Annotated in this window: 11 protein-coding genes and 1 pseudogene; 9 read left to right on the forward strand and 3 right to left on the reverse strand. The window is 38.2% G+C overall.

The genetic code is table 11. The features are described from left to right. Positions 1-354: 354 nt before the first annotated feature. Together ACVIJU_RS06755 and ACVIJU_RS06760 are read left to right on the forward strand one after the other, a co-directional pair. Positions 355-1170 carry a metallophosphoesterase gene (locus tag ACVIJU_RS06755; protein ID WP_456687419.1) on the forward strand — a complete coding sequence of 272 codons (816 nt, stop codon included), beginning with the start codon at positions 355-357 and terminating at the stop codon, positions 1168-1170. Positions 1171-1941: 771 nt separating this feature from the next. Next, the gene (locus ACVIJU_RS06760) at positions 1942-2436 is read left to right on the forward strand and encodes a hypothetical protein (protein WP_327848182.1); all 495 of its coding nucleotides are present in this window, start codon (positions 1942-1944) and stop codon (positions 2434-2436) included. A gap of 130 nt (positions 2437-2566) precedes the next feature. Here the strand turns inward: ACVIJU_RS06760 and ACVIJU_RS06765 are convergent, their stop codons facing one another. From ACVIJU_RS06765 to ACVIJU_RS06775, 3 genes and pseudogenes are all read right to left on the reverse strand, one after another. Then, positions 2567-3787, reverse strand: coding sequence for an MFS transporter (locus ACVIJU_RS06765; protein WP_311067095.1), 1221 nt, complete (start codon positions 3785-3787; stop codon positions 2567-2569). A 206-nt stretch (positions 3788-3993) separates the two neighbouring features. Continuing rightward, entirely contained in the window at positions 3994-5184 is a 1191-nt protein-coding gene (locus ACVIJU_RS06770; RefSeq protein WP_117017361.1) for an FAD-dependent monooxygenase, read from the reverse strand. Positions 5185-5200: 16 nt separating this feature from the next. Further along, a pseudogene (locus ACVIJU_RS06775) lies at positions 5201-5577 on the reverse strand (hypothetical protein); the annotation flags it as partial. A gap of 342 nt (positions 5578-5919) precedes the next feature. On the opposite strand from ACVIJU_RS06775, the gene ACVIJU_RS06780 reads away from it, so the two are divergent. The 7 genes from ACVIJU_RS06780 (at position 5920) to ACVIJU_RS06810 (ending at position 12913) form a co-directional block, all read left to right on the forward strand. After that, positions 5920-6693, forward strand: a complete 774-nt coding sequence (locus ACVIJU_RS06780) for an IclR family transcriptional regulator (RefSeq protein WP_063386385.1) — start codon at positions 5920-5922, stop codon at positions 6691-6693. Positions 6694-6912: 219 nt separating this feature from the next. After that, a complete protein-coding gene (locus ACVIJU_RS06785) occupies positions 6913-7938 on the forward strand; it encodes a TRAP transporter substrate-binding protein (protein WP_063386384.1) in 1026 nt (341 codons plus the stop codon). 13 nt (positions 7939-7951) lie between these two features. Next, positions 7952-8443: a TRAP transporter small permease gene (locus ACVIJU_RS06790; RefSeq protein ID WP_063386383.1), complete on the forward strand. Its 492-nt coding sequence runs from the start codon at positions 7952-7954 to the stop codon at positions 8441-8443. A 1-nt stretch (position 8444) separates the two neighbouring features. After that, entirely contained in the window at positions 8445-9719 is a 1275-nt protein-coding gene (locus ACVIJU_RS06795) for a TRAP transporter large permease (protein ID WP_063386382.1), read from the forward strand. A 770-nt stretch (positions 9720-10489) separates the two neighbouring features. Next, positions 10490-11605 carry a cupin domain-containing protein gene (locus tag ACVIJU_RS06800; RefSeq protein ID WP_063386380.1) on the forward strand — a complete coding sequence of 372 codons (1116 nt, stop codon included), beginning with the start codon at positions 10490-10492 and terminating at the stop codon, positions 11603-11605. A 46-nt stretch (positions 11606-11651) separates the two neighbouring features. Continuing rightward, positions 11652-12500: a fumarylacetoacetate hydrolase family protein gene (locus ACVIJU_RS06805; RefSeq protein ID WP_063386379.1), complete on the forward strand. Its 849-nt coding sequence runs from the start codon at positions 11652-11654 to the stop codon at positions 12498-12500. A gap of 11 nt (positions 12501-12511) precedes the next feature. Next, entirely contained in the window at positions 12512-12913 is a 402-nt protein-coding gene (locus tag ACVIJU_RS06810) for an acyl-CoA thioesterase (protein WP_063386378.1), read from the forward strand. Positions 12914-13001: the final 88 nt, after the last annotated feature.

Below are 13001 nucleotides of genomic sequence, written 5' to 3' on the forward strand. Positions count from 1 at the left end.
CAGAGTTCAGCGCCACAACCGGAAAAACTTAGCTGGCTGAAAGGTGCACGATTTATAGATAAAGAAGCACAAAGAACCGATTGACTGATGCAAAAGAGCAGCAAGGCAGCAGCGGATGAATTTCGCAGATATGAAAAAATTATCATGAAAATGAATGCTTGTTTTAGCTTTTAACGTATGGACATGCGCAAAATAATTAAGAAAGGCAAACCTGTCTTTCCGGCAGAGGCGGAAGGCAGGTTTGTTAATAGTTTGAGCTCTTTTGCAGCTAAGAGTTTTTTTTCAAATTCCTTTAACTCCCACTAGGATCGTTTGAGAAAGTTCGTTATACTTTGGGGAGAGAGGAGTTTGGTTATGCTATTTTTTGTTATATTATTTTTTCTTGGACTTTTCATATTTTTTTTAATAAAAGGAATTAAAAATACAAAGGATGTAGCTGTTAAGAAAATCACAGTTCGCTGCCCCGATAGGAAAGCTTCTGCAAAGAATATAAAAATACTCCATCTATCTGATTTACACCTAGAAAACTTATCGATCAGCCCAAAGGAATTAGATGAGCTGATTTCAGCAGAACCAATTGATCTTATTGCACTGACAGGTGATTTTCTCGACCGGAAGAGAAGTATCCCAAAACTTTCCGCATACTTGGAAGTATTGAGAAAAACAAATCCAACGTACGGCACGTATGCTGTGTTCGGCAATCACGATTATGTTTTAAAGGAAGAAGACTTTGAAACTTTGAAAAAAATGCTGCAGCATTACGGGATAAAGACATTACAAAATGAGCACGTGACCATTCAGCTTGAAGAAGAATGCTTGAATATTATTGGCATTGATGATTACACGACAAACCGCAGTTATGTTCAAAAAGCTTTTCACGGAGTAGAAGAAGGAATGCGATTAGTGCTGACCCATGATCCAAGCGTTATTCTTGAAATGGAAAACATTTCGTTTGATTACTTACTGTCCGGTCATTTCCACGGCGGACAAATCAATTTGCCAAAGCCGTACCATCTTTTTTACAAAGGCAAGCTTCCAAGAATGAACATTATTAAAGGACTCTATTACCATAACGAGCGGCCGTTTTATATTAGCGAAGGCCTAGGACAAACAGGAGTGAACATCCGAATTGGCAGCCGCCCTGAAATTACGTTTCATCAATTTTCATAGTATTTTTAACATATCTCTAAAATTGTAATGTTAAGATTGTGAAATTTTCCCTACTATGTTGAAGATGATTCAATAGCTAAAGCAGGATGAACTCCTGCTTTTTTCTTTTTGCAAAAAAGAGTTTATTTTCTTGTATCTTTAATAAAGTCAGCTTTCCGTTTATTGGTTATTTATAAAAGGTTAATCACAGAATCTACTAAGATCCACATTTGCTAATAACTAAAGTTAAATTTACGCTTTTCCTCTTATAGAAATGCATTAATCGATGAAAAACATTTCAAAATATAAAGCAATCACACCTTTTGCTCCCATTGTAAAATTGAATAAACAATACTTGCTGCTTTTCCATTGTTCAGCGTGTTGATCAATCGGAATTTTCAACGATCTTGAGTTCACAAAGAATTTTTTGTGAGCGCTTATTAGTTTTTTAACTTCATCCTTTCACTCGTTTCTCCGTTTTTTTTGTAGATGACTTTATTTCTGAACGCCTATGAAACATGGTATACTCTTCCTATAAGGAGGCGGAGAAAAGATTTTTTTCACGATTGGGGTATTTAATGGAGAAAAAGCAAAAACTATTTTTAATCGTAAGTTTTAGCAGGAGCCTTAAAGGGAGAAAGTAAAGATTTCAAAAATATTTGCGGCTGCAACGTTCTTATTGCCGTTTCCCTTTGAATTGGCTGGTGATTAGATTTGTCGCCTTCTTTTTACATAGCAACGCAGTCATTGAAGCGATGACAGAAGAAATGATTTAGGAACGGAGGTTTTTTAATGCTGCCAAAAACGATCGAACAATTGGATCAAATTCGGGAAGAATGCCGTAAATTAGTGAATAGACGTTCATCTGTTTCTGCTATTGCTGCAGCTGTTCCAATTCCGGGTATTGATGTGACGGTGGATGCTGCACTTGTGAAAGATCTGCTAAATGAAATTAATCAAAAGTTTGGTTTATCAAAAGAGCAAGTTGATCAATTGGATGCGAAAACAAAAGAGCTCATTATCGTACTGGCAACTTCATTAGGAAATGAACTCATCGGAAGAACAATTGGCAAAAAATTGGTGCTGAGCTTGGTGAAAAAAGCTGCAACCCGGATGGCGGCAAAACAGACGAGCAAACTTATTCCTCTCATTGGAATAGGGGTTTCGGCCGGGATTAGCTTTGCAACGATGAAATATTTAGGAAATAAACATATTGATGATTGCTATAAATTAGTTAAACAATATATCGAACAGGAGGCGTCATCAGAAAATTTTGCTGCAAAATAGTGAGTCTGGTTAGCTGCAATATTTCTAACAATAACCCCCAAAAAGCACTGATGATGATTAATTCAACTAGATAAAATCTCAGAGTAAATAGGATTAAAGCAATGATAAAGCCCCCATTGCTTAAAGGGGGCTATTGTTGAAGAGAAGATTTTCGATCGTGCTCCAAACTTTTCGGCTTTCTGGCAAAACGATGCTGTACAAAGAGGCAATATAAAACTAAACCTACCAACACATAAAGCGAAGTGTAAAAATATAAAGATGTAAATCCAGTAAACACAACAACTGCTCCAGTTAAAAACGATCCGAGGCCGATGCCGATGTCGAAGATCGATAAAAAGGTGCTGAGAGAAGCCGCTCTTCTCTGTGGAGGGACAATTTGTATAGCCATTGTTTGGAAGCTTGGAAACAAGGTTCCCCATCCAAGACCGATAAATACTGCACTTAACAAATAGATGAAGGATGTATTTGCCATGCTCAATATAAATAATCCGAAGGCAAATGAAACGATACATGGGATAACAATGACATTTGCGCCGTATCGGTCAAACCACCTTCCGGTAAACGGCCGGGAAATGAGCAAAACGATTGCATACACGACGAAGAATAAATTCGAACCGGCGCCAAGATTCATTTTTTCCGCAAAAACGGAGACGAACGATAATACAGTCGAATAAGCAAAAGCTAAAAAGGCAGCAATCAACGCAATGCGGAATGCTGATACCTCTACAAGTTTTTCAAAGCTGAAATTCACTTTGAAAAGTTCTCTTTTATTTAGTTTCGGCTTCATTTCATGCAGGTTAACTATTCCCCCGGTCAAAAGCGCCCCAACGGAACAAATAAGGGCAATGACGAGCATGACAAAAGAACCCCAATGATCTAACGAGGTAAGCCCTAAAAACGGTCCAATCACCATGGCGACATTGGAAGATAAAATAAAATATCCCATTCCTTCTCCTTTTTTCGATTCCGGCACGATATCTGCCACAATCGCCCCTGTTGCGGTTGTCGCGATCCCGAAACCGATTCCATGAAGAAAACGAATGATCAATAATAAGACAATTGAACTGACAAATAAATAAGAAATAGAGGCGATCAGGAAAATGACCAAGGAAATAATCAACATTTTTTGTTTTCCAAGCTTCTCCATAAATTGGTCGACGAACGGGCGAGTCACGATCGCAGCAAATAAATAAACCATTGCTATTAAGCCAGCCTCAGCTTCACTGCTTTTTAAATCTTGAATGACAAAGATCGGCAAGGTGACCAGCAAATAATAATAGTTTATAAAAAGAAAAAAATTACAAATTGAAATACTAAAAAAATTTTTCGTCCATAATTTTGCTTCTTCCATATTTGTCCCTTCTTTGAAAAAAAATCATTTTTTCAGACTTTTTAAACAACAAACTAATTGTACACCTTTTTTTAAAAAAATAAAAGAATCGTGCAAATGGTATGAAGAAAGCGGTGAAACGAAGGCTATCCATTGTTTTTCACCGCTTTCTATTAAAATATTTTTTATAAGTTCAAATTTTTACGTCAGGCTTCTCTATTCATATATTAATTGATTTGTTTAGTCGTTTTGTCATAGCTATAAAGGAAATCGGCCACTTCATAGTCTTGCGGAGTTCTTTGTTCAAAAATAGTGTTTCTGAGCAGTGTTGCAACAGGATCTTCAGTATGAAGAATTTCACCCCATGTCCGAGCGCTCGTTTGTACTTTTGCTGTACGCGGCAGCCGCTCTTTCTGAAAATCGGCGAATGCTTGCTCATAGCTGTCCGGATATTTTTTGAGCATATCTGCAAGATAAGAAGCATCTTCAAGCGCCTGGCAGCCTCCTTGAGCTAAATATTGCAGCATAGGATGAGCTGCATCGCCAAGCAATGTAACCTTCCCTTTTGTCCAATTGTTAATTGGCAGCCTGTCATACATCGGCCAGCGAATTTGCCGTTGTATAAATGTTAAGGCATTTTTCACATCCGGATGGCATCCTTTAAATCGTCTGTCCATTTCTTCAGGTGTGCCCCAATCATCGGAATTTGCCTTATAATTGTAAGATTTAAACACGACCACTTGATTATAAAGCTCTCCGCATCTTACTGGATATTGTACTAAATGCAAATAAGGGCCGATCCACATGACGACATCGTCTAAGTTTGCGTTTGAAATTTCGGAAATCGGTATGGTTCCTCTGTAAGCAACATATTCAGAGCAAATGGGTTCGTCATCGACGAAATATTTTCTAAGCTTTGACCAAAGTCCGTCTGCTCCGATGACGGCATCAGCCGTGAACATTTCTCCGCTTTGGCTGTAAACAGAAACAACGACATGTTCTTGCTTGACAGTCTCAATTGTTTGGTTGTTTTTGAAGCGGACCATACCTGTTTTCTTGCAAGCTTCAAGCAAAATTCGGTGGAGATCCGAACGGTGCAAAACGAGATACGGATGTTTGTATCGGGCTTTGAATGCTTCGCCAAGGTCCATTGCTGACAACTCTTTTGCCGTATAAACATCTTTTAGCACAAGACGTTTTGGAAATACAGCAACTTTTGAAATTTCCTCCATGACTCCAAATCGTTTCAGCACAGCGGTTGCATTTGGTCCCAATTGAATACCTGCTCCGACTTCACCAAACTGAGGAGCTCTTTCCAAAACTAATGAAGTTTTTCCGGCTTCCGCTGCCGCTAGAGCAGCCGAAAGACCGCCTATCCCCCCGCCGACAATGATTAAATCTGTTTGACTGTTTTTCATATATTGATCCCCCTTATTAGAATGAAAAATGAAATGAATCGACAATTGCTTCAAGTTCACTTTTTACAAAATTCAATTTATAAGGCTGGTGTAAACTATCTTTTACTTCTTGATAACCGTTTTGACTGCTCAAACGTTTCAATCCGAATTTTTCAAGTATTGGCAAATCATTTGTTGAGAATAAAATAGCTTTCTTCTTCTGCAACGTGTTCATGCCACGACCAGTTCGGGACAACGAAAAAATCTCCTTTTTCCCAGTTAAATCGAGTGCCGTTAATGATCGTATAACGGAGCATGATAAATCGATGTGTGTATATGTCTATGGGCGTTCGAATGGAACCCTTTCGGAAGCTTTTGCATCCATGCAGCAATAATCGGGAAAATTGTATGGCCTAAAAGCATTCCTTAGGCAATACATTTTGCTTAAATTTTTAACGGCACCTACTCTTGATCTGTGTTATTAGAAAACGTGACTAATGAAAAATTGGAAGCGCATTCAATATTTTGAAAAATGGTAGTGTTAGCCTTTCACTTTTGGATCATAAAATCCACTATTAGATAACATTGTTATTTAATAATAAAAATAAATAAATATTTTAAAATTGTCAACTTTAATAAAATAAAAATTTTTCAGTTATTTTATTGTGTTTGATTTTTTCAAAGTTCCTTGTTACATTCATGTTTATAAAAGAATTTGGATATTGGGTTAAAAAATGGATTAAAAGGGGAAGAGAAATGCAGCAGCAAAAAAACGTACAAATCATTCAATCGTTGCAAACTGGCGTGCAAATTTTAGAGATTATTGCAAACAATGATCATCCGTTAAAATTTACGGAAATTCAGGAGTTGTCCGGCATTACAAAAAGCAACCTCTATAAATATTTGAACACATTGACGCAGCTTGGATTGTTGTATCGGGATAAAAGACATGGAACATATTCATTGGGAGGAAAATTTATTCAATACTGTTCGGCTGCAATTGGCAGCAAAGATGTGATCGGCAGGGTGACGCCGTACTTAAGAGATATCAGCCGCTACACAGCCCAAACATCGCTGCTTACAGTTTGGACGCATGAAGGGCCGGTTATCGCAAATATTTGGAATGCCAACTACGGTCTAAATATCGGAGCGCAAATTGGAACACGGCTGCCTTTAATGTCTGCCACAGGGAAAATTTTCGCTGTTTTCAACAAAACGCCTGAAATTGAGATTAAGGAATGGAAGTTAAAAGAGTTAAGCAAATTGACGGAAGAACAACGGAAGGAATTTGAAAAGGAGCAAGTTGAAATTGAAAAAACGTACTTTGCTTACGCAGCAGAGCCTTTAGTGGAGCACGTTTCGTCATTTAGTGTGCCGATTTTAGATTTTAATCATGATCTTGTAGCCTCCATAACATTGGTAGGCTTCACGAAGCTGATCCCGCATAAGCCGACGGATGAAGTGAGCCAATACGTCATAAAATGCGCTCGCGAATTATCTGAATCCTTTGGATTTAAAAGCGGGAAGTAGCTTTCTAGCTGGAAAGCTGCTTTTTTATTTTTAATTATTAGAAAATAATAAATATTAAAAATGGTTTGACATAGAGAGCAGATAAATTATAATATAAATGAAACGAATTCACTATTTCAATAATAAATGTTTTTTAATGTTTATTATTGAAAGCGTTTCATTTTTTGGTACCTGCAAACTTTTATTAACAAAGTTGATTTAAAAAAGGGGGATTTTTACATGAAGAAAATGAGAATTATGAGGTTGCTTGTCATGCTGTCCATTTTAGTCATCATTCTTTCAGCATGCAGCGGCAATAACGCAAACGGGGATGAGAAAAGCTCTGAAAAAGGCGGTGACGTATACACTTTTAAAGTAAGCCATGTGACACAAGAATCTCACGTCTGGCATCAAACTGCTTTGAAATTCGGGGAAGAGCTGGAAAAGCTTTCAGACGGAAGAATGAAACTGGAAATTTACCCTGCTTCTCAGCTCGGACTGGAAAAAGATATGGCACAGCAGCTTGAAACTGGCTCATTAGATTTTGGTTTTCTGACAAACGCTTATATGAGTACGCGCCAAGATTCATTAAACGCTTGGTTTATGCCATTCACGTTTAAAAATTTAGAAGAAGCGGTGAAAATGAGAGAATCGGAAGCTGCAAAGCAGATGTTGGAGGATCTGAATTCACAAGGGCTTGTCGGACTTGATTTTATTTTTGCCGGAAACCGCCACATTTTGATGAAAAACGGGCATGTCTCTTCTCCGCAAGACTTGAAAGGGAAAAAAATTCGCATTATTGGCAGCCCGGCTATTCAGGAATTTTGGGAAAAAGTCGGCGCTGGTCCAACCGCAATGCCGCTTTCTGAAGTATATACTTCTTTGCAAACTGGTGTCATCGATGGAATTGACATTGATTTAGATGCGTTAGTAACGGAAAAATATTATGAAAATGCTGAAAATTTAACGTTGACAAACCATATAACGTTCCCATCTGTTATTGTGATGAGTCAAAAAACATATGACAAGCTAACGACTGAAGATCAAGAAATTGTGAAAAAAGCATTAAAAGCAGCAGCAGATTGGGGTGTTCAAGAAGCAATTCAACGAGAGAATAAGAACTTGGAGGAATTAAAAAAGCATGGAGTTAAAGTAAAAGAACTTACCGATACCTCTGCTTTTGATTCGATCGCAAAAGAAGTGAAGGACAAATATGCTGAAAAATCACCGGTTATTAAAAAGTTCTTAGAGGAAGCGAAACAATAACGGGGGAGTTTTTATGAAGTTTATCCATAGCCTGAGTGAAATCTTACACAGTATTGAAAAAATTTTGGCGATCATTTTATGCATTTTTATGCTCATTTCATTATCTTTAGGTGTTTTCTATCGCTATTTCTTAAGCTCTCCTTTAAACTGGTCAGACGAAACCGCCATTTTTTCATTAGCATGGTTAACTTTTATTGGGGGAAGCATGAGTATTAAACGGCAGAACTCTGCTGCCGTTACTCTTTTTATGGATAAAATGAATGGAAAAACAAAAAAAGTTTTGATTGGCATCAGTTTGCTTTCCGTCCTTCTTTTCGCCTTGTATATTTTCTATTTATCTGTCATGTGGCTGTCATCATCTAATATAATGATTCAACGCTCCAATTCGATGCAATTGCCGATGATTATTCCATATTTGAGCGTACCTGTTAGTTTTTTCTTTATTAGCATTCATACGCTCGATTTGATTTTAAAAAATTTCCAAGGCAAAAAGGAGGCATTGTAATATGACTATCGCACTGTTAATCTTTATTATTCTCCTCCTTTTACAAGTACCGATTGCTTTTGTACTTGGAATCACGACGATTCTCTATATATTGTTAACTGGAAATACGGGTTTGTTATCAACAGCGCCCCAACGGTTATATTCAGGCCTTGAAAGTTACGGTCTACTTGCGATTCCGCTGTTTATGATGGCAGGGGAGTTAATGAATTCCGGCGGCATAACAAAGCGTTTAATTCGCTTTGCTACGACTCTTGTTGGGCATTTTAAAGGTGGATTGGCATATGTGAATGTCGTTTCGAATATGCTGCTTGCATCCATTATAGGGTCAGCTACAGCTCAAATTGCTATGATGAGCAAAATTATGGTGCCTTCAATGGAAAAGGAAGGATATTCAAGGGAATTTAGCGCCTCCACGACAGCAGCCGCAGGTCTTTTAGGTCCCATTATTCCGCCAAGCATGCTGTTTATTATCTATGGCGTTTCGTCAGGAGCATCGATCGGTTCAATGTTTTTGGCAGGAATTATGCCTGGAATTTTATTGGGGATTGCCTTTATATTACTAATTGCATACACAGGCTACAAGCAGAAGTGGCAGACGCATGAACGCGCTAAAATATCCGTCATGTTCCAATCTTTCTTGAATGTGATTCCTGCACTGTTAGTACCGTTTATAATTATTGTCGGTATTTTAAGCGGTGTTTTTACTCCTACGGAATCAGCAGCGTTTGCATGTGTTGTAGCGTTAGTTGTCGGTTTTTTTATTTATAAAGAACTGAAAATTAAAGATCTTCCAACTATTATGATTAATACAGCTATTTCAAGTGCTATCATTACTATGCTCATCGCAATGGCAAATTTATTTGGTTGGATGCTTTCATTTGAGAGAATTCCTCAAACAATTGCATCCTGGATGACTTCTTTAACTGAAAATCCGTTCCTGTTTCTTCTATTAGTTAATATTTTTCTATTAATTGTAGGAATGTTTATGGACGGAATCGCTGCATTGATTATACTTGTACCGATATTTACGCCAATCATTGCAAACTATGGAATTGATCCAATTCATTTCGGAGTAATTATTTGTATAAATTTAACAATTGGTCTCCTTACACCTCCAGTTGGAGCGGGGCTTTACCTTGCTTCTTCGTTGGGAAATGTCAAGCTGGAAGCCTTAACGAAAGCCATTTTGCCATTTTTGGTCGTGTCCATTATTGCATTGTTCATCATTACTTATTGGCCGCAGATGGTTCTTTGGCTTCCGAATATAATCAAATAATTGCCCATTAGCTCTAGCTTCAAAGATTTCTGGACATTTCGATAAACGTTTGATTTTGGAACAAACCCGTATTCAAGAAAGAGCGGGTTTGTTTTTGTTTGTTGGAAAGACAAAAAGCTGGAAGTATTAGAGAGTTTTTCTTTAAAGATGCATTTTCCTTTGTGCAGAAAAATAGATGCAGCGAGGAATATCGGTTTTTCTTGAAACTGCTAAACAGTTTGCACAAATTGAAGGAAAAAACCATTCCTACTATTTGTCGTGTATGAGGTTCATTCACAAGATAAAAAGCGCTTTTTACGAATCATTTAGCAAAGGGGGAGAGGAAAATCTAAATTTCGAGCCGTCTCATATTATGACAACTATCAAGCATCCATCACATTATGCAGGTCATATGCAGAAGCTGGCGTTGATGGAAAGTATCGGTCAGAGAAGAAATTTGGAAAAGATTATAATCAAAACAAATGAGGCTTGCATGAAAGTTTAATAGAACGAAACTTTCTGTAAGCCTTTTTTTAGCGTGATGACAAATATTAAGCAGATGAATTGAAATGAGGAAAGAATGCACGGGCACTGCTGAGTGAGGTATCCGCCCAGTTTTTAGAAAATAAATTCTGACTATTGACAATATTAATTTTATTTTTTAATATCGAATTAAGTAATTAAGTTCCCTATATCAGGAACAAATAAAAAATTTTATTTTTTTAGGATTGGTGGAAACGCATACATGATCATTAGTTTTGGATCAATTTTATTTTTCGGGAGGGTTTCCTATGAGCAAAAAAGAAGTCATCACGGACACAGAATTAAAAGAATATTACGATGGGATGAAAAATAGTTATTTAGGTCCGCTATGGTATGATTTAGGACACATGGTGACGAAAGAGCCTGTTCATGATGTGGAGCCATATTTATGGAAGTGGAAAACGATCCGCGATTATGTTATGAAGGCGGGAGAAATTTTAGAACCTGGAAAAGATGCTGAGCGGCGCGTTGTTTATTTGCAAAATCCTAATCTATTAAAACATGGATTAGTCGGATATGGGACACATACGTTGTATGCCGGAATCCAGCTATTGCTGCCGGGAGAATTTGCTCCTTCGCACCACCATTCTCAAGGAGCGATCCGTTTTATTATTGAAGGTTCTGGAGCTTATACAGCTGTGAATGGGGAAAAAGTGTACATGGAACGGGGAGATATGATTCTTACTCCTGCATGGACATGGCATGAACATAAACATGAAGGAACTGAACCGATGATTTGGCTGGACGGTTTGGATGTAGGACTTGTGAAAAATTTGGCTGCTTCTTTCTTCGAACCTTATGAAAATGGATTTTACCCTGAACAGCCGCTTGAAAATTATTCAACTGAAAAATTTGCAAAAGGTGCGTTCGTCCCGAAAGGCAAAAAAGAAAAGCCTGGGTATCCGTCTCCTATTATTGGCTACAAATGGGAGCGCGCAAAATATGTTTTAGAGCAAATGAGTAAATCGCCAAAGGAAAACGAAGATCCGTATGATGGCTATGCGATTGAATACATCAATCCGACAACAGGAGGATCGGCAGATGAAAGAATCGGTTCGATGATGCAAAGATTGCTGCCGAACCAGCATACGAAAGCGCATCGCCATGTGCACAGCGCCATTTACCATGTTCTTGAAGGAAAAGGATATACAGTCATTAACGGACAAAAATTTGAATGGGAAAGAGGAGACTTCTTCATTCTGCCGCCGTGGAGCTGGCATGAGCATGTCAATGAAGGATCGGAGGACGCCTATTTGTTCTCATTCAATGATAAGCCGGTTATGGACATTCTTGGATTAGAATATGAAGAGGCCCATCCGGAAGGACATCAAAAAATTGAAAAAGTATTTACTCCAGGCCCGTAAATAGATTAAAAATTGTGCAGAAGCGATTTAAGTGAGGAGTGTGCCTATGAAAATTGCCATTTTTAATGATAATCGATTAGGAATCGTAGCAGGCCAAAAAGTTTCAGATGTAACAACTACCGCTGACTGGGATCAAACAAAGCCGCATGAATCATTAGTAAGGCTGATGGAAAATTTTGATTCATTAAAAGATACACTGGAAAAGGCAGCTCAAGAAGGAAAACAGTACGATCTTGAAGAAGTAGTTTTTAGAGCGCCTGTCCCTTCACCAAGCAAAATATGGGCTGCTCCTGTTAACTATAAAAAACACCAAGAGGAGATGAACAAACAATTTAACAACGCTCCGAGAACGATTGAAGAACTTGCGCTGTTCTTAAAAGCTCCGTCATCTGTTTCAGGTCCGTCCGATCCGATTTTGCTTCCATTTAAAGACAGAAGAACAGATCATGAAGCAGAACTCGGATATGTCATCGGCAAAAAAGCGAAAAATGTTAAATATGAAGATGCAAAAGATTATATTTTCGGCTATTTCGCCTTATTGGACATTTCCATCCGGGGAAATGAAGAGAGAACATGGAGAAAATCATTTGATACATTCACACCGATCGGTCCATGGATCGTGACGGCTGATGAGATTGAAAATCCAAATGATCTTTCATTGAAGCTCTGGGTCAATGAAGAATTGCGCCAGGACGGAAGCACGAAGCATTTAATTTATGATTGCTATAAATGTTTGGAAGTCGCCTCGACTTATTCGACATTAAACCCTGGGGATATTATCGCAACCGGAACTCCTGAAGGTGTCGGACCGATCCGTGATGGAGATGTCGTCCGCATTCAAGTTGGAAGTGTGGGGGAATTTTCCGTAAACGTGAAATTTGCAGATGAGAATTAGAAGGTGGAAACATGAAAAATATTTATACGTTTAGAGTAGTGTGGGGAGATACAGACGCTGCTGGCATCGTGTTTTACCCGAATTTTTACCGGTGGATGGATCAAGCCTCGCATGAATTGTTGCGCTCCGCAGGCTTTCCTGTGGCGAAGCTGCAATCGGATGAAAAGATCATTACACCGCTTTTGGAAGCATTTTGCCAGTTTAAATCACCTCTTCTTTATGATGATGAGGTAGCTGTCCATTCTGAAGTAGTAGAAGTTAACAACAAAGTTTTCAAAATCAAGCATACGTTTAAAAAAGGGGATCAAGTTGTAGCAGAAGGCCATGAAGTGAGAGCATGGACATCTGTCGCAGAAGATCGGCCAAAAGCAGTGCCTGTTCCTGAACATGTCAAAAACATCCTTTTGTCTTAATTTTAAGCTGAAGGCAAAGGTTGTTTTTGACAAACTCAATCGGAAAACCGCCATTTATGTAAGAAGGCGGTTTTCCGTCTACTTTTGA

It is taken from the genome of Aeribacillus sp. SP014, from assembly GCF_054055575.1.